Below are 17,390 nucleotides of genomic sequence, written 5' to 3'. Positions count from 1 at the left end.
AAACGCAACAGCGCCGGTTGGAAACAACCGGCGCTGTTGCGTTTTGACAAGTCGGGCCACGGGCGAATTAATGCCGGAGCCCCTCAGGCATTGGCCGCTACATACACGTATAAGCGCAATAGAATTGCTGAGTTTAAATATAAATAATTATATATTTTATATAAAATAAAGCATATAATTTCTATCTTGTTTCTGCCCGCTTGTTGGCAGCGCAGTTTGTGGTGGTAATGTGGATGGGCATGGGGAGGGTTCCAAGTGCGGGGCCTTGTATAGGATGCTAAACCTCTGTCATTCACAGTTACGCATCATTTACCCATGAAAAATCTTTTTTTGGCGTTCTGCTTGCTCTTTAGTGTGGCTGCCGTTGCGCAACCCGATGCCTGGACCTTTGCCCAGCCCTTTAATACGCCGAATGAAGTGAAGGACGTGGCCATCAGTGCCGATGGCAGTTTCTTCGTTACCGGCCGCTTCAGCGGCAGCCTGCAACTGGGCGGCACCCGGCTTACCAGTGCCGGGCCCTGCCTGTACATCGCCAAATGCCGACCCGACGGCCAGGTAATCCGGGTGACGCAGCTGCCGGCGACAATCGACGTGCAGCCGCACGGTATTGCCGTGGACGACCACGACAACTGCTACGTTACGGGCAGCTTTGCAGGCATACTACAGGCCAATGCTAGCCCCTGGATGCCCATGGCGCTAACTGCTACTGGTAACTCTGACGTGTTTCTGCTGAAGTGTGGTCCTGCGGGAGCGGTGCGCTGGATGCGCCAGGGCAGTGGCGGCTCGATGGGCAGCGGGAGCATCTGTTACGGAGAAGGCGTGGCCCTGGACCGGGCCGGCAACAGCTACATAACGGGCCAGGTAAACGGCATAGACGTGCAGTTTGGCTCGCTACGGTTTAGCACGCACATCAACTCCGCCTTTCTGGCCAGCTATACGCCCCAAGGCAATCTGCGGTGGGCTAGGGTCTGGAACAACTCGGGCGGGTCGAGCAAGAGCCAAGGCGGGGCCATTGCGCTGGGTAGTGGCGGCACAGGCTATCTGAGCGGGCAATTCAGCGGCAACTGGCGCCTCGATAATGTCTCAATGTCGGCGCAGCCCGGCGGCCTGTTTCTGGCCCGGTTTGATACGCGCCAAGGGCAGCTGGCGTGGTCAATTTCGCCGGCGCGGTTTACCAGCGGCAGCGGGCGGGCCCTTGCCACCGACCGCCACGGCCGGGTGTATCTGGGCGGCGGCTTTTCCGGCTCGTTCGGCACCACTACCGTAACCAGTCAGGCCGGCTCTTCCGATGCGTTTGTAGCGCGCTACAGCGAGCAGGGCACCATGGAACAGGTAGTACCCCTGGGCGGAGCCGGCCCGGATGCCATCAATGATCTGACAATCGACCAGACTTCGGGCCGGATTTTCGTAACGGGCAGCATCACTTCGGATTCCGAGCCCCGAGCCCAGGCGTTTCTGGCCCAGGTCCGGCCCAACGGCCAGGTACGGGCGCTACGGAAAGTAATGGGGCCGGGCTCCAGCAGGGGGCTCAGCCTGGCCATTGATGGGCGCAACACGATTTACACGACCGGCGCTTTCACCGGCAGCTGCCGCTTTGGCTCCCTGGTTTTGCATGGGAATGCCACCGAGCAGGGCTACCTCGGCCGCTATGGTTACCCGCTATACCCGCCTGCTGACGAAAGTCGGGCGGTGACGGTTGACGTATTTCCCAATCCGGTCCAGAATCAGCTGACGCTACGCTTTCCGGCTGAGCACCTTAGCTCCGGCATGCGGGCTACGCTCTACGATGCCTGGGGGCACACGGTAGCCGAGCATACCGCTCGGCCCACCCTGGCCCCGGCCGAGGTAAGGTTTAACACGGCAACGCTCCCGGATGGGCAGTACACGCTCCGAATAGAGCATGGGCAGCAGCAAATGGACACACGCCATATAAGCATCCGGCACTAGCCCTGTTGAAGATGCCCTAGAATTCAGTACCCGGCCGTCGGTTCCACCGCCCGTGGCGCAGCTTCCGGCGGTGGGTCACCTAGCCCAGCGCCCAGCGGAACTGTTAAATTAAGCTCTTCACCGCTGTATCGGTAAAGTCGGCGGCGAAGTGCAGGATGTTGGGCAGGTGGGCAAATTCGTGCTGCTCGTGCGTGGTAGTCAGGATAACGGCCTTCATCCCGGCATTCAGCGCCGCTTCGGCCCCTTTCGGTACGTCTTCGAACACGAGGCAGTCGACCGGTTTCACACCCAATTGCCCGGCGGCTTTGAGGAAGGTTTCGGGGTGGGGCTTGCTGCTCGTCACGTCGTCGGCACTGACAATGGCCTGGAAGTAGCGGCGGATGCCCAGGGTATCGAGCACGAAGTCGATGTTGAAGGGAATGGCAGCCGAGCCGATGGCCATGTGAATGCCCCGCTGGTGGGCCCGTTCCAGAAATTCAGCCAGACCGGGCAGCAGGGCCAGGTGGGGCCGGAACTCCTGCTGGTAGCGCTGCTCCTTGCGCAACGCCAGCTCGTCCATTTCGGCGGTGGTAAACCGGTCGGGGCCGAAGACGCGCACCAGCACTTCCTGGTTTTTGCCGTACATCTGGGGCTTCACTTCCTCGCGGGTGAAGTGGCCGCCCAGCTCATGGTTGAAGATGTGGTGCCAGGCATCGGTATGATAATCCATGTCGTGGATCATCGTGCCGTTCAAGTCAAAAAGGAAGGCTTTCATGCGGAAGAAATATGCAAAAAGCTGGAGCAAACCTTCCGGCCTGCCCCAGCTTTCATTCTTAAATCGTAAGTCAAATTTGGCGGGCTACTTCAGCGCGTCCAGGGCTTGTTTCAGGCGGGGCAGGGCGGCTTGCATGCTTTCCAGGGAAGCGCCGCCCACCGACATCCGAAACCAGGTCGAGGTTTCGTCGGTGCCAAAAGCGCCGAAGGGCACGATGGCCAGCCGGGCCTGCGAAATCATGTAGAAGGTGATGTCCTTATTGGTAGCCAGCAGCTTGCCCTCGGGCGTGGTTTTGCCGATGGCATCAATGCGGGCGGTGAGGTAGATAGCGCCCTGGGGCACCACAGCATCCACGGGGTAACCCTGCTTTTTGAGGTCTTGCAGGCCGTTGTAGAGCGCGTCGAGGCTGTGCTGCACCTTCACCTTGAAGCCGGTCAGGAACTCATCGACAGCCGCGCCCTGCTTGAGGAAATTGGCGGTAGCCACCTGCTCGGCCTTGGGCGCCCAGGCACCCACATGGCCCAGAATAGACTTCATCTTGTCGATGACGTTGCTGGGGCCGAAGGCATAGCCCACCCGCACGCCGGTGGCGGCAAAGCACTTGGAAATACCATCGATGTAGATGACGTAGTCGCGCAGCTCGGGGCGCAGGTTTACCGGGTCGTAATGCTGGGTTTCGCCGAAGGTCAGCATCCAGTAAATCTGGTCGTACATGATGTAGAGCGGCTTTTCACCGGCGGCGCGGGTTTTGTTTTCGGCAATAACCAGGTCGCAGATGGCCTCCAGATCTTCCCGGGAAAACACGGTGCCGGTCGGGTTCAGCGGAGAGCACAGCGCCAGTAGCGTGGCGCCTTTCAGGTGGGGCGCTACCTCGGCTGCGGTGGGCATAAAGTTATTTTCCACCGTGGTTTCCACCATAACGGGCTCGGCGCCGGAGAGGTGGCAGTAGTGGTTGTTGTTCCAGGAGGGCACCGGAAACACCACCTTGTCGCCGGCGTCAATCAGGGCTAGGTAGGTGGCGTAGATGAGGGGCCGGGAGCCGCCGGCCACCAGAATATCGTTGACGGAGTAGGTGAGGCCCAGCCGCTCGGTGGTGAATTCGGCCACGGCGGCGCGCAGGTCGGCCATGCCGTTGGCGGGCGGGTAGTTGGTGTTGCCGGCCTCGTAGGCGGCGGCAATGGCCGTTTGGAGCCCTTCCGGAATGGGGAAAATCTTCGGGTCGAAGTCGCCGATGGTGAGGTTGCAGATTTCCTCGCCCTTGCGGATCATGTCGTTGACCTCGTTGCCGATTTTGATAATCTCGGAGCCAATCAGGCTGCCGGCCATTTTAGAAACCATCATTACGTCGTTTTTTGCCAAATATAGGGGCAGCACGTTTTGTGCGCCGGTTTTAATTGCCCCGCGCTTATGATTTCTACCGACCCCGGCGGCACAATGCGGCTACCAACGGCATAGTGCGGCATTCAGCATGAAAACAGCCCGCCGCCAACGGTTGAAAGCGCCTGCGCCGCACCATAAAATACTTCATGCTAAACGGCTTAAGTCAGTGGTCCTACTTTGGCTCAGCCCTTCCCGTTGCTAGTGCGCCGGCCGCTTTGCTTGGGGGTATTGTCCCTAAATCCGCGTATCCCGCTACGATTTTAGACGGAGGCTAGTGGGCCAAAACCACGCAGTAATGGCGTAGCGGCACGGTTGCGCCCAACACGGCACCGGCCCCGGACTTCAGCTGAAATCCGGGGCCGGTGGTAGAAGGGAGGGGGCGCTTAGCGGCCCTGGTGGCCATAGTCGCGGCCTTTGCTATCGGAGCGGTGCTGAGCTTCCCAGCGGGCCCGTTCGGCGGCCTTTTGCTGGTCTGCGCGGCGCTGGGCCTCCAGCCGGGCCCGTTCCTGGGCCAGCTTACGCTGCTGCTCTTCGTAGCGGGCTTTTTCCAGGGCGAGCTTACGCTCTTTTTCGCGCTGAACCTTGAGCTGGGCCGCTTCGTGGCGCTTGCGCTCGGCAGCCGACATACGGCGGGTATCTTCGGTGCGCCGGTCGTTGGAATGGTCGAATATAGGGGCGGCGGAAGCGGCGGTAGAAGCCAGCAGGGCAACGGCGGCTACAACGGAAAGCAGGGAGGTTTTCATGGCAAAATCAGGGTTGAGAGGGAGAAAGTTTTGAAGGACGCGTCTGCCTTCCTCAAGACAAGCCCTGTGCCAGTCCTGTATTTTACGGGTTTGCTAATTTCAGGTAAAATGCTGATAGTTAGATATTTATTGAATATAGTGGCCCGGATCAATCGACAGATGGGCAAAGTGTGCCGACCGAAGCCCGGGCTTTCGGAAGGAGCCTTTAGTTCATCTTGATGCCCTCCTGCATAAAGCGGCGGTGGATGCCGGCCAGAATTTCGCTTTTCAGCATCTGCTCCTGCCGGATATTGTTGATCCAGAACAGCACCTTCAGGTCATACACCTGCCCATTGACGGCGCTGAGCAGGATTTCGGGGGCCACTTTGTGCAGGGTGTTGGCATTGGCCAGAATTTCCTCCCCAATGAGCTGCCGGGCCTTGTCCAGGTCGGTGTCGGGACCGAGCTTGAGGCCCAGCTCGACGCGGATGTGGTTGTTGCTCAGCGTCCAGTTGATAACGTGGCCCGAAAGCAGGTCGCCGTTGGGCACAATGATTTCGGAGCCCGACAGGGAAATCAGCTTGCTGGCCCGGATGCCGATATCCTTGACCCGGCCGGTTTTGCCGGTCACCTCAATAAAGTCGCCGACCTGAAAGGGCCGCTCGAAAATCAGGATAATCCCCGAAACCAGGTTGTTGATGATGTTCTGCAAACCCAGCCCGACGCCCACACCCAAGGCCCCGACCACGATGGTAATCTTGTCGAGTGGCAGGCCCGAGGCCAGCGTAGCCAGCAGGAAGCCCACGGCCAGCAGCACCAGCCGGATGGCCACCAGCCAGGAGCCTTTCCGGTCGTGGTCGGCGGTGATTTCGTCGTCAGTCTCGCCAAAAAAGTGCCCTACGTAGCGCTGCAGCAGCACCGAGGCGTAGATGATGGCGAAGAACAGCACGATGTTGCCGAGGCTGAAGCGGATGCTGCCCAGGCCGTGCGGGGTGGTCAGGAGCACTTCCAGAAAGCGGTAAATGGGCCGGAAGATGTCCAGGTTCGTGGTAAACGTCATCAGCCACAGTCCGCACACCAGCACCGAGAGCACCATGCGCAGGCCCCGCTCGATTTCGTGGAAGTTGAAGCGGGCGGCAGCCCCGCCGGCCAGGCGGCTGCGCTGCATCTGTAGGTGAAAGGCCTCGGTGAGCAGCCGCACCAGCACCGAGAGGGAAATAATCTGGGTGAGGCCCAGGATGGCGCTGCTGCTCCACACTTTGGCCAAACTCAGGCGGCCCGTCAGATTGCAAAGCAAGGCCAGCGCGTTGAGCAGGATGAAGAGTACTAGCACCGGCGGCACAAACGCGGCCAGCCTGGGACCCCGGCGCAGCTCGCGCAGCAGGCCGTAGCCTACGCCCATAGCCGCCAGATTCAGGGCCAGCATGGCCCAGCGCAGGCCGGGACTGGGCTCGTTGGCTGCGTACACGAACGTAAGGCCCAGAAACAGTCCCACGATGCCCAGCCAGTAGAGGTATTGGCGGCGGGGCCAGCTGCGCCCCAGCAGTACGCTGAGCGCCACCACCAGCAGCAGCTCCAGCAAGTCGGTATAGGCGGCGGGCGGGTTCAGATCGAAAAAGGGCGCCAGGCTGAACACGACCACCAGCGTGCCGGCCAGGGGCACTGGCCGCAAGTACCGAAACGGCTGCTGCTCGGGCGTGGGAGCTGCCGCAGCCTGATTTACCAGCCGGAAATTGCGGAATACCCAGGTGAAAAAGCCCAGTCCCAACACGGCCATCCAGACGCCGAAATGCCAGTTTTGCCCGAAGTAGTAGCGCATCAGCCGGCGCTGACTGGCGTAGGATTCGCGCACGAGCTGCCCGGCGGCGGCCTGCTGCCCGGCATCTACGGCGGCGGCCCGCCACAGCGGCGGACTCCCCGGTGCCAGCGTGCGGCGGTTAAAGCGCCGGGACTGTTCGCGCACCTCGTCCTGCAGCTCCAGGGCCTGGATGTAGCCGTCCGATACGCGGGTTTGCAGCTGGGTCACGGTTTGCTGGTTGCGGGCCAGCAGCTTGGTGGCCCGCTGCTGCTTGCGGCCCAGGCGGGCCGTGCTGCGCCCCAGAGCGGTAGTGGTATCGGCGGGGGCCGGAATGGCGTGCTGGGTCAGGGAATCGAGCTGGGCCTGCATGCGGGTGAGGCGCTGGCCCTGGGTGGCCAGCTCGGTACGCCAGCCACCCAGCTGGGCCTGCATGTCGGTGAGCAGCACCTGAAACATGCGAATCTGCTTCAGATTGATGACGCTGCTGTACTGGGTGAGGTTTTGGCGGATGGTTTTCAGGTTTTCCTCCACCGTGGGCAGCTCGGCAGCTAGTTCCTCAGTATCGGCGCCGCGGCGGGCCCCACCGCTGATGCGGCCCAGCACGATGTAGGCCTGCTCCACGCGTTGGGCCGCATCCAGCTCGGCCGAGGGTGCGGGCACCACAGCCGGCCGGGCGGCTACGGAATCCTGAGCCCAGGCCGCCGGCACGGGCAGCAGCCAGCAGGCCAAGCAGAGCAGCAGGCTGCCCGCCCATGGGTGGCCGTAGTGCGGCAGGTTTCCTCGTAAAGCGTGCCGAAGAGCTAGTAGGTATTGCCGGAAAAGTGCGGTAACGAAGCGGTAGAGCATTAGTGAAGAGTCGTATTCGGGCGAGCTGCCTTGAAAAGCAGGGTAACTGCCCGGTAATATCGGTTGAGCTGAAATAGCCACACTTGCCGGCAAGAAAGGCAGCAGCGCGTTAGGCCCAGCTCATAAAGCAGCCAGGCATGAACAAAGCGGGTTGTTCATGCCTGGCTGGGAAGGGGAAACGGGAGGGTGCCTACGCGGCCATAGCGGCTTGCTTCTGCTGCTTTTTCTTGCCCTTTTTAAGCCGGTTGAGCCACATAATGACGCCAGTAACCGGGAAGGTGACGCCCAGCAGACACACCACTACCGCCACGATTTTGGACGGCGTGCCGAAGATGGCCCCGGTATGCACGGGCTTGAAGGTGCGGCGCACACGCTGGCCCAGGTTGCGGTCCTCGAAGTTTAGTTTGCCCAGCGGCTGGCCGGTATACTGGTCGAGGTACAACTCGTCGGTAGCGCCTTCGTAGGCGGCATTGGCGGAAGTCGTATTCACCCGCACGGCCTCCGTCGAGTCTTTGGGCAGGGAAACGGCGTACGACAGCGCGCCGGGCACCTGCTGCCGGGCCACGGTGTAGGCCTGGTCGAAGGTGAGCTTGCCGCCAGTCAGGTTCAGTGTCGACTTTGGCGCTTCGGGGCCTTTGGGGTCGGAGCTGGTGACGGCGAAGATGCCGTTGTTGAACCACTCGAACGACCAGGCCAGGCCCGTAAAGGCAAACACGAACAGAAACAGGGCGCTGTAAAAGCCCAGTACGATGTGTAAATCGTGGTTGAGGCGCTTAAAGCTGGCATCCCACTTCACCGTCAGGCGCTGTTTAATAACCTTGCGCGAAGCGGGCCACCACAGCACGATGCCCGTACCGATGATAAACAGAAACATGAGCGTGCTCACGCCCACGATGAGCTTGCCGATGGCCCCGCCCACCATGCCGCGGTGCAGGGCCATCATAGTGAAGAAAAACGTGTCGCGGTAATTTACCCTGTCGATAATGGCGCCGGTGTAGGGGTTGGCATACACCGTGGGACCCCGGCCGCCTTCGCCGCCGCCTTTGCCTTTTTCACCTTTGCCTCTTTCTCCACCCTTTTCGCCGGCTTTCGGGCCATGCTCCCCGCCGCCTTGGCCGGCGTGGGCTTTGCCGCCCTCCGCTTTGCCTTCGCGGCCGCCTTCGGGCTTGCCACCCGGGCCACCCGGACCACCCGCCAAGCTGATTTCCACGGTGCGGGTGGGGTCGGCGTATACTTTCACGCCGCCTACCTTGGCCTTGGGGTCGGTAGCTTTTACGGCTTCAATCAACTGGGCCAGGGGCAGGCGCTGGGCCGTGGCGGGCGGCGTCACAAAGAACCGCTCGGGGTGCCAGGCTTGGTCCAGCTCTTTCTCGAATACCAGCACGCCGCCCGTGAAGCAGACAATGGCAATGACCAGGCCCGAAGCCAGACTCAGATACAGGTGAATGTTGCGAAACAGGATTTTCATAGAGGCAAACGGGGCAAAAAACAAAGATAAGACGGAGCCGGGTTTCAACCATAAACCCGGAAGGCCACCAGTTGCAGCTGGAACCTCCCGGGCTTACCTCACCAATTCACTAGGTATAGCGCCTTCTACAGCCGGTAGCTGGCCGTAGCCGAGAAGTTGCGGGGCGCAATGGGGTTCACGCTGTTGTCGTCGTGCATGTTGTAGCTGAGCTCATCAAGAATGTTGGCCAGCTTCACCCGCAGCGAGAAACGCTCGTAGCTGTAGCCCAGCGAGGCATCGAACTGCGTGTAGTTGGGAATCGAAATCAGACGGAAAGCATCGTTGGCTACCGTGGTGCGGGTGTTGCGGCCGGCCAGCTTGTCGCCCACGTAGTAGGTGGTAAAGCCGGCGCTCAGACCCCGCAGGAAGGTGTTGTTGCCGAAGGCGCTGCTGAAGTTGTAGAACACGCTCAGGTTGGCGGTGTGGGCGGGGTTGTAGCGCAGGCGGCTGCCGTTTTCGTAGATGTTGCTCTTGGTGTAGGCCGTGTTGTTGTAGCTATAGCCTGCAATGACCGACACGCCGTACATAGGCTTGCTCTGCACGTCCACTTCCACGCCTTTGCTGGTTACCTGGCCGGCCAGTTCCTGGGGGCTGGTTTGGTTAGGCGCATCCTTCGGAATATCGGCAGCCAGCACGGCCTGAATCTGGTTGCTGTTGACAATCTGGTAAGCCGTTACGTTGGCCGAAAGCGCTCCTTTGAACAGGTCGTTCTTGATACCTACTTCCACTTGGTCGATAATGGAAGGAGCCAATGGCTTGTTGTTGATATCGAAGGCTGTGGCACCGGTATTGGGCACGAAGGAGTTGGAGTAGGAGGCAAACAGCGACATCGTTTTGATGGGCTGGAACACCAGGCCTACGCGGGGCGAAAAGGCGTTGTCGTAACGCGTTTTAGCTTCGGTGGCCATAATGGTCTGCTCACCCTTGGCATTGGGGGCGGTGTAGGCGTAGTTGGTGATGGGCGTTTCGAGGTAGCTCCAGCGCAGGCCGGCCAGCACTTTGATTTTCTCGGTCAGGCTCAACAAATCCTGGGCGTAGAAACCGGCGCGCCGGGTGCTACCCAGGGCGCGGGAGCCGGCATACAGCTCATCGAAGCCGCTGACGCGCTTGGCTGGCGAGGCTACTACTCTCGAACGGTCAAATACGTTGATGGAGTCGTAGAGCTGGGTGGCGTAGGTGAGCGAGTTGGTCTGGTACTGGTCAGCATCGGCGCCCAGCAGCAGTGTGTGGCTGATGAAGCCGGTGCTGAACTTGCCAATCAGGTCGAGCTGGGCGCTATAGTAGTTCTCGGCGGCCTGGGTGCGGGCCAGGCTGCGCTGCCAGTTGCCGTACATCAGCGGCCGGGGATACACTTTGCCACCTTTGGTGATGGTACCGTTGTTGATGCCCGTGGGGCGGTTGCCAGTGCGCTGGTCGTTGTCGTAGCGCTGGAAGCCGGCCACGCCCCGCACCTGCCAGGCGTCGTTCAGGCGGCTGGTGATAGTAGCGGTAGTGCTGGTCTGGTTGGTGGTATACTGGGCACCAGGCACGTTCAGAAACCGGGTGCGCGAGTCCAACACGTTGTAGTCGATGGCACCCACGCCGAAATCGGGCGTGCGGTTGTCGCGTAGGTAGTCGCCTTCCAGCACCAGGGTCGTTTTGGGCGTCAGCTCAAACAGCAGCGAGGGGTTGACATACACCCGGTCCGATTTCACCTCGTCGCGGTAGCTGTTGGCCTTTTCAAAGGTGCCATTCAGGCGGAAAGCTACTTTGTCGCTCTTGCCCACGGCGCCGTACACGTCCACCGTTGGCTTCCACAAGCCGAACGAGCCCACGCGCAACCCTACTGAGCCGCCGCGCTCAAACTGCGGCTTCTTGGTTACCAGGTTCAGCACGCCGCCGGCGGCCACGTTGCCATACAGAATGGCCGCGCTGCCTTTCAGCACTTCCATGCGCTCCAGCGAGCTGGCTTCGGGCATTACGCCGTTGTTGAAGCGCACCCCGTTTTTAAAGGTATTGTTCGAGCCGTAGGCAAAGCCCCGGCTGCCCAGCTCTTCCTGTGTGCCGCCGGTAGCGCTGGTCACGTACAGGCCGCTCACGTTCACCAGCGCGTCGCTCAGGCGCAACACCTGCTGCTGCTCCAGCACCTGCCGGTCGATGGTAACAGCGGCCTGGGGCAGGTCGAGCGGAGCAATAGGCATCTTGCTCACGCTGGCGGGCCGCTGGTTCAGGCCCCGCGACTCCATAATCTTCACCTCGGCCAGTTCGTGCTTGTTGATGGCCAGCGTGAGCGTGGGCAAGGTGGTCGTTTTGCCGGCTACCACTTCCACCGACGTTTCCTGCGTTACGTAGCCCAGGCCGCTGATGTGCAGCAGCTGCGTGCCGGCTTCCGCCTTCAGCTTGAACGAGCCATCGGCCGACGTATTAACGCCCGTGCCGGCCTTTTTCAGGCTCACCGAAATGTTTTCCAGCGGCGCGCCGTCGGTACCTACCAGCTTACCCGCAATCAAGCCATTCAACGTTTGTGCCCAGCTAGCAGCCGGTAAAAACAAGGTGAGAAGCAGGAGCGGTAGGAGTAGGGAACGGCGCATTGGTTATTTAGAATGATTAAACTTAAGACAAAGGTGGGGCTAGTTTAGAATGCATCCAAATAAAATATCGGTTTTTTAGAATGAATCTACTTTCGTGAATGTTGTATGCCGCTTTCGGGGGCATAAAGTCGGCCCTTTTCCGCCGCCAATCAGGATTGTAGACTTTCGGGCCGGCGGCAGGAAGGTGGTTTTCCGTTACCGGCGTAAACTTGCGGCCGTCCGCTTTCTACACCCCTTATATATGCTGGCTCACCTGAAGGAGTACCTGCAAGCCAAGCTGCCGCTCACCGACCAGCAGTTTGCGGCCCTGGCCCACACCCTGGAGCCCAAAACGCTGGCCCGGCAGCAGGTGCTGGTGCGGCAGGGCGAGGTAGGCCGCTACGGCGCTTTCGTGGCCCAGGGCTGCCTGCGCAGCTTTGTCGTCGATAAGAAAGGCAAGGAGCACGTGCTGCAGTTTGCGCCCGAAAATTGGTGGATTGCCGACCAGCACGGCCTGATTCACCACGAGCCGGCCATGTTTTCCATTGATGCCCTGGAAGATTCGCAGGTGTTGCTGTTTGGTCCGGGCTTCTACCAGCAGCTGCCCCAGCTGGGCCCCGCGTTTCAGGCCTTCTTCTACGAGTTGCAGCAAAACAGCCTGCAGGCCATGCAAAAGCGCCTCATTGCCACGCTCAGCGCCCCGGCCGAGGAGCGCTACCTCGATTTTCTGCGTACCTACCCGTCGCTGGCGCAGCGCCTGCCCCAGCGCCTGATTGCCGCCTACCTGGGCATCACGCCCGAGTCGCTGAGCCGCATCCGCAAGGAGCTGACGCGGGGGATAAGTAAGTAACCTTTGGCTGCGTCTCGCAATGACACATTTTTCCACATTTAGCACATTCAAAACACATTAGCACCTGAGCACATCAACCATTTCTTATCCTACATCAAGGCGTGGGGCTGGCGAGGAGGGTACTTTTGTATGGTACCCACGGAAGTAGTATGAACCGCTTATCTTTTTTGAAAAGGCTGGCCATCCTTCCTTTTGCTTCTGCCATGAACCTGCACGACATTCATAAAACCGCCACTTCCTTCTCCAAAACCGAGCGGATGCCGGTGCTCTTCGTGGGCCACGGCTCCCCGATGAACGCGCTGGAAGACAATGCCTTTACCCGCCGCATGAAGCAGCTGGGTCGCGAAATCCGGCAGCGCCAGACGCCCAACGCCATTCTGGTGGTATCGGCCCACTGGCTCACCCGCGGCACGCTGGCCGGCATCAATGAGAAGCCCGAAACCATTCACGATTTCGGCGGCTTCCCGCAGGAGCTGTTTGCCATGCAGTACCCGGCGCCTGGCGCGCCCGACTTTGCCCGCTCCATCATCGAGCACGTAGCCGACGTGCACGGCTCCGACGAGTGGGGCCTCGACCACGGCACCTGGACGGTACTGCACCATCTGTTTCCCGAGGCTACTATTCCGGTATTTCAGCTGAGCCTGGACGTGACTAAATCCATGCAGCAGCACTTCGATCTGGCCCGGCAGCTGCAGTTTCTGCGTGAGCGGGGCGTGCTCATTATCGGTAGCGGCAACATCGTGCACAACCTGCGCCAGAGTATGCCCAAGCTGATGCAGGGCGACGCGACGCCCTACGACTGGGCCACCGAGTTCGACGAGTGGGTGAAGGTCAAAATCGACCAGCGCGACTTTGCCAGCCTCGTCAATTACCAGCAGGCCGGCGGCAGCAGTGCCCAGCTTTCGGTGCCCACCACCGACCATTATCTGCCGGTGCTCTACAGCCTGGGCCTCGCTGATAAGGACGAAAACATTGTGCACACCTTTGAGGAAGTAAGCTACGGCGGCCTGAGCATGCGCACGTTTATGGCTGGCTAATTAGTCCGCTGCTTTCAATGTGCCCGCCGCAAAAAGCCCCGTACTACACACTGTAGTACGGGGCTTTTTGCGGCGGGGAGATGCTGTGAAATGGCTGGCAATGGGCTGATTTAAGGAGTCGTCCCCTATTGGATTTTTTGGTACGTCAGTACTTTGCCACCGGCAATGTATTCCAGCTCCAGGCTGCTGTCGTCGACCACGGCAATGTGCCAGCACATATCGTCGGCGGCCACCACCAAGTACCGCTCATTGTCTCCCGGGCTGCCAGCGCCGTTTTCACCGGCGCAGGCTTTGTCGAGTACGAACGGGTTGCTGGTCAGCCGCTCATTGTCATAGTAGTCGATGTACTGGTGGCCTTGGAACTCAACAACGGCCTTCTCGTCCGCCGTGCTTTGCCATTTGCCCTGCAGCAACTGGTATACTGTGCGGGTACCAGTCGTGGTAGCAACTGGTGGTGTGGAAACAGTTGCCGGCGTAGCAGCAGTAACTGCTGTGGCCGAATCGGCCGGGCTGGTAATAGTGCTGGTGGTGGGAGCAGTGTGTTGCTGCTGCGGCTGATCGTGGCTACAGGCTGCAAGCAGGGCCGCGCCGGCCAGCAGGCCGCCGAGGAAGTGTTGATAGTTCATGAAAAAGGGAGGAGAACGACTGAAATAGAGGCTGAATATAGGCTGCTGGCCGGAATTGGCATGTAACACAGCCGGCGCCGCCAAAGCCGACGGCTTTTGCCTAAGATTGCAGCTATGAAAGATTTGCTGCACCCCGACCTGACTTTTCGCCTGAACGGCCGCCTGTGGATTGAAGGACCCACCGACCGATTTATGGGCATTGGGCGGCTGGAATTGCTGGAAAAGATTCACCGGCTGGGCTCTATTTCCCGGGCCGCGCAGGAAATGCAGATGTCGTACAAGCGGGCCTGGGAGCTGGTGAGTTCCATGAACCAGCAGGCGCGGCAGCCGCTGGTAAGTACCCAAACCGGCGGCAAGCGGGGCGGTGGGGCCCTGGTTACCCCCGAAGGCCAGCAACTGCTGCACGAGTTTGAGGAACTGCAGGCGCGGTTCCAAACCTTCCTGGCCGCCGAAACCGCCCGGCTGCTGGAATAAGGACGCACTGAACCAGCCCAGCAAGTACCGCTGCGACTGGAATGGGGCCGGGTAATGCACCACAGCAACCTCCGGCTGCACCAAAACCATTCGGATAGATAAGCGTTATGTTTGAAGAAATATAACGACTGATTTCGACTTCTATTTGGGTGCGTATGCCGAATTGTACACTGCGGGTAAGTAAAAAGTATAACGTACTAGCGGGCTTGCTGCTGGGGCTGGTCGGCGCCGGCCCCGAAGCCTGGGCGCAAGCTCCGGCCGCCGCTTCCGATACCACGCAGGAGCAGGCCATTGAGCTAAGCGAAGTAGTGGTAGCCGCCTCGCGGGTGGAGGAAAGCATATTACAGTCGCCGGTGACGGTGGAAAAGCTGAACGCGCGGGCCCTGCGGCTCACGCCCGCGCCGTCGTTTTTCGAGGCGCTGGAAAGCGTGAAGGGCGTACAGGTAATTACGCCCAGTCTGGGCTTTAAAGTGCTGAACGCGCGGGGCTTTGCCAACACTACCAACGTGCGTTTCGTGCAGCTCGTGGACGGCATCGACCAGCAGGCGCCCCACATCGGCGGGCCTATTGGCAACGGGCTGGGGCCAAGTGATTTGGACATTGCCAGCGTGGAAATAGTGCCCGGCACAGCCGCCGCGCTGTACGGGCTCAATGCCATTAACGGCCTGGCCAATTTCAGCACCCACAACCCGTTTATGTCGGAGGGAATGAGCGTGCAGCAGAAGACAGGCCTGAACCACCTGAACGACCCGAGCGTGGGTGCAAAGGCGTATTCCGAAACCAGTATGCGCTATGCCAAAGCACTGACTCCGAGGCTGGCGGTGAAGGTAAACGGCACCTACAGCCGGGGCTACGACTGGCTGGCCAACGACCAGACCGAGCTGAACCCCAACGGCAACGCTACCACGGGCCTGCTGGGCGCCGAAAACCCGGCCCGTGACCCGGTGAACAGCTACGGCAACGAGTCGTCGGACCAGATTATGTTCCGGCGCGGCGGCAAAACCTACTCGGTGGCCCGCACCGGCTACAACGAAAAGGACGTGGTAAACTACCGCCTGCAAACCATCAAGGCCGATGCCGCGCTGCACTACAAACTGGGCCGGGCCGAGCTGGCCTACACCTACCGTCTGGCCGTGCTCGACAACGTGTATCAGCGCTCCAACCGGTTTCAGCTCCAGGATTACCGCCTGCAGCAGCACGCCCTGCAGCTGCTGAGCCCCGTGGTGCAGGCCCGCGCCTACCTCACCCGCGAAAACACCGGCAAAAGCTACAACCTGCGCTCCATGGCCGAAAACCTGGACCGCACCTACAAGCCCGACGCCACCTGGATTACCGATTACGGCCGAGGCTACGACCAGGCCATCGGAGCCGGCCAAGCCGTGGCCCAGGCCCACGCGGCGGGTCGGGGGCTGGCCGACGCGGGCCGCTACCAGCCCGGCACGGCGCAGTTCAGGCAGAAGCTGAGCGAGCTGCAGAACATCAACAACTGGGACCAGGGCGCGGCCCTACGCGTGCAGGCCAACCTGGCGCACGCCGAGGCCCAGGTGAACGTGGCCGAAGCCCTGCGGCGGGGGGGCAGCGCGTTTCCGGCTACGGTAGACCTGCTGGCCGGGGCCGACCACCGTACTTATATCATCGTGCCCGATGGAAATTACTTCATCAACCCGGCGCGAAATAAAGACCCCTACAGCAACCTGCTCTACTCCAAAACCGGCGGCTTCGTGCAGGCCGGAGCACGGCTGTTCGAGCAGCAAGTGCGCCTCACGGCCACGCTGCGGGCCGATAAGAACGACTACTTCGATCTGCGCTTCAACCCGCGCTTTACGGCGGTGTACTCGCCCACGGCGCGGCACAACTTTCGGGTGAGCTACCAGCGCGGCTACCGTTTCCCGAGCTTGTTCGAGGGGTTTTCCAACGTGAACAGCGGACAGGTAAAGCGCATCGGTGGGCTAATGGTAATGTCGGACGGCGTGTTTGAGAACAGCTACCTGCGCAGCAGCATCGACGCGTTTAACGCCGCCGTAACGGCCAGTGTAAATGCCAATACCTCCACCACGCTCACGCCGGCCCAGAAGCAGAGCCAGGCCATTGCGCAGAACCAGCGCTTGTTACAGCGCAACCCCTACACGTATTTGCGGCCCGAGCGAATCAGGTCCTTGGAAATGGGCTACAAGGCGGCGCTGCTGCCCGGCGGCCAACTGCTGCTCGACGTAGATTTTTACTACAATGCCTACCGCGACTTTATTGCCCAGGTGGAAGCCTACATGCCCAAAACGCTGAACCCCGACTCGGCCGCCATTTACCTCAACAACAAGGACACGCAGCACCGCTACCGCCTCTGGACCAACGCCCGGAGCCGGGTGTACAACTACGGTGGCTCGTTGGGGCTGCGCTACGAGCTGCCGGGTGGCCTGCTGGCCGGGGCCAATACTACCTACGCCCGCCTGGCCCGCACCGAGTCGGGCGACGGGCTGGAGGACGGCTTCAACACCCCGCGCTGGATGCTGAACCTGAGCCTGGGCCACGAGAAAGTGTACCGCAGCCTGGGCTTCGGGGTGAGCTACCACTGGCAGCAGCACTACTACTCCCAGACGTTTCTGGTGAGCGGCGAAGTACCCGCTTACGGCAGCCTCGACGCCCAGATTACCTGCACCGTGGCCCAGCCCGAGCTGCGCTTCAAGCTGGGCGCTACCAATGTGCTGAATACCTACTATGCCTCATTCCTGGGCGGTCCGAGCATTGGTGGGTTGTACTATCTGTCGGTGAGCTACTCGGTGAAATAGCCTGCCCGGCGGCTTTCCGCGGACTCACCCGATTTTTCGGCCCTGGCGCCGGCTTCGGTGCAACCGGGGCGGGCTTTCCGGGTTATTGGCTGCCAACCGGCTTTTCGGGGTGGAGCC

General features: G+C 60.7%; 12 protein-coding genes. 5 read left to right on the top strand and 7 right to left on the bottom strand.

Annotated features, from left to right (window positions below):
* Positions 1–315: 315 nt before the first annotated feature.
* Complete coding sequence (locus LGH74_RS12120) at positions 316–1,947, top strand: T9SS type A sorting domain-containing protein (RefSeq protein ID WP_226176034.1); 1,632 nt, start codon at positions 316–318, stop codon at positions 1,945–1,947.
* Between the two features lie 103 nt (positions 1,948–2,050).
* On the opposite strand, the gene LGH74_RS12115 is transcribed toward LGH74_RS12120, so the two are convergent.
* The 6 genes from LGH74_RS12115 to LGH74_RS12090 form a co-directional block, all read right to left on the bottom strand.
* Complete coding sequence (locus LGH74_RS12115; protein WP_226176032.1) at positions 2,051–2,701, bottom strand: HAD family hydrolase; 651 nt, start codon at positions 2,699–2,701, stop codon at positions 2,051–2,053.
* A gap of 84 nt (positions 2,702–2,785) precedes the next feature.
* Entirely contained in the window at positions 2,786–4,042 is a 1,257-nt protein-coding gene (locus LGH74_RS12110) for a pyridoxal phosphate-dependent aminotransferase (protein ID WP_226176030.1), read from the bottom strand.
* A gap of 422 nt (positions 4,043–4,464) precedes the next feature.
* Complete coding sequence (locus LGH74_RS12105; RefSeq protein WP_226176028.1) at positions 4,465–4,824, bottom strand: hypothetical protein; 360 nt, start codon at positions 4,822–4,824, stop codon at positions 4,465–4,467.
* 205 nt (positions 4,825–5,029) lie between these two features.
* Positions 5,030–7,330 (bottom strand): mechanosensitive ion channel family protein, encoded by a 2,301-nt coding sequence (locus tag LGH74_RS12100; protein WP_226176026.1) that lies wholly within the window; start codon positions 7,328–7,330, stop codon positions 5,030–5,032.
* Positions 7,331–7,637: 307 nt separating this feature from the next.
* On the bottom strand, positions 7,638–8,915 hold the full coding sequence (locus LGH74_RS12095) for a PepSY-associated TM helix domain-containing protein (RefSeq protein WP_226176025.1): 1,278 nt from the start codon (positions 8,913–8,915) through the stop codon (positions 7,638–7,640).
* Positions 8,916–9,040: 125 nt separating this feature from the next.
* Positions 9,041–11,524 carry a TonB-dependent receptor gene (locus LGH74_RS12090; RefSeq protein ID WP_226176024.1) on the bottom strand — a complete coding sequence of 828 codons (2,484 nt, stop codon included), beginning with the start codon at positions 11,522–11,524 and terminating at the stop codon, positions 9,041–9,043.
* Between the two features lie 241 nt (positions 11,525–11,765).
* Between LGH74_RS12090 and LGH74_RS12085 the strand changes: the two genes are divergently transcribed.
* Both LGH74_RS12085 and ygiD read left to right on the top strand, forming a co-directional pair.
* Positions 11,766–12,353: a Crp/Fnr family transcriptional regulator gene (locus LGH74_RS12085; protein WP_226176022.1), complete on the top strand. Its 588-nt coding sequence runs from the start codon at positions 11,766–11,768 to the stop codon at positions 12,351–12,353.
* A 203-nt stretch (positions 12,354–12,556) separates the two neighbouring features.
* Entirely contained in the window at positions 12,557–13,390 is an 834-nt protein-coding gene (gene ygiD / locus LGH74_RS12080; protein ID WP_226176020.1) for a 4,5-DOPA-extradiol-dioxygenase, read from the top strand.
* A 125-nt stretch (positions 13,391–13,515) separates the two neighbouring features.
* Here ygiD and LGH74_RS12075 read toward each other — a convergent pair whose 3' ends face one another.
* A complete protein-coding gene (locus LGH74_RS12075) occupies positions 13,516–14,016 on the bottom strand; it encodes a hypothetical protein (protein ID WP_226176018.1) in 501 nt (166 codons plus the stop codon).
* 114 nt (positions 14,017–14,130) lie between these two features.
* Here LGH74_RS12075 and LGH74_RS12070 point away from each other — a divergent pair, with 114 nt between their 5' ends.
* Together LGH74_RS12070 and LGH74_RS12065 are read left to right on the top strand one after the other, a co-directional pair.
* A complete protein-coding gene (locus LGH74_RS12070; RefSeq protein WP_226176016.1) occupies positions 14,131–14,490 on the top strand; it encodes a winged helix-turn-helix domain-containing protein in 360 nt (119 codons plus the stop codon).
* 155 nt (positions 14,491–14,645) lie between these two features.
* Positions 14,646–17,273: a TonB-dependent receptor gene (locus tag LGH74_RS12065; RefSeq protein WP_226176014.1), complete on the top strand. Its 2,628-nt coding sequence runs from the start codon at positions 14,646–14,648 to the stop codon at positions 17,271–17,273.
* Positions 17,274–17,390 lie beyond the last annotated feature (117 nt).

The organism is Hymenobacter lucidus (assembly GCF_020447265.1).
GTDB classification, from domain to species: Bacteria; Bacteroidota; Bacteroidia; order Cytophagales; family Hymenobacteraceae; genus Hymenobacter; species Hymenobacter lucidus.
This window is presented reverse-complemented; position numbering and strand designations above follow the sequence as displayed.

What these genes read in the sequence shown, in the direction of transcription:
- LGH74_RS12120 (WP_226176034.1), top strand. Translation starts at nt 316, where the DNA reads ATGAAAAATCTTTTTTTGGCGTTCTGCTTGCTCTTTAGTGTGGCTGCC.
- LGH74_RS12115 (WP_226176032.1), bottom strand. Translation starts at nt 2,701, where the DNA reads ATGAAAGCCTTCCTTTTTGACTTGAACGGCACGATGATCCACGACATG.
- LGH74_RS12110 (WP_226176030.1), bottom strand. Translation starts at nt 4,042, where the DNA reads ATGATGGTTTCTAAAATGGCCGGCAGCCTGATTGGCTCCGAGATTATC.
- LGH74_RS12105 (WP_226176028.1), bottom strand. Translation starts at nt 4,824, where the DNA reads ATGAAAACCTCCCTGCTTTCCGTTGTAGCCGCCGTTGCCCTGCTGGCT.
- LGH74_RS12095 (WP_226176025.1), bottom strand. Translation starts at nt 8,915, where the DNA reads ATGAAAATCCTGTTTCGCAACATTCACCTGTATCTGAGTCTGGCTTCG.
- LGH74_RS12090 (WP_226176024.1), bottom strand. Translation starts at nt 11,524, where the DNA reads ATGCGCCGTTCCCTACTCCTACCGCTCCTGCTTCTCACCTTGTTTTTA.
- LGH74_RS12085 (WP_226176022.1), top strand. Translation starts at nt 11,766, where the DNA reads ATGCTGGCTCACCTGAAGGAGTACCTGCAAGCCAAGCTGCCGCTCACC.
- ygiD (WP_226176020.1), top strand. Translation starts at nt 12,557, where the DNA reads ATGAACCTGCACGACATTCATAAAACCGCCACTTCCTTCTCCAAAACC.
- LGH74_RS12075 (WP_226176018.1), bottom strand. Translation starts at nt 14,016, where the DNA reads ATGAACTATCAACACTTCCTCGGCGGCCTGCTGGCCGGCGCGGCCCTG.
- LGH74_RS12070 (WP_226176016.1), top strand. Translation starts at nt 14,131, where the DNA reads ATGAAAGATTTGCTGCACCCCGACCTGACTTTTCGCCTGAACGGCCGC.
- LGH74_RS12065 (WP_226176014.1), top strand. Translation starts at nt 14,646, where the DNA reads ATGCCGAATTGTACACTGCGGGTAAGTAAAAAGTATAACGTACTAGCG.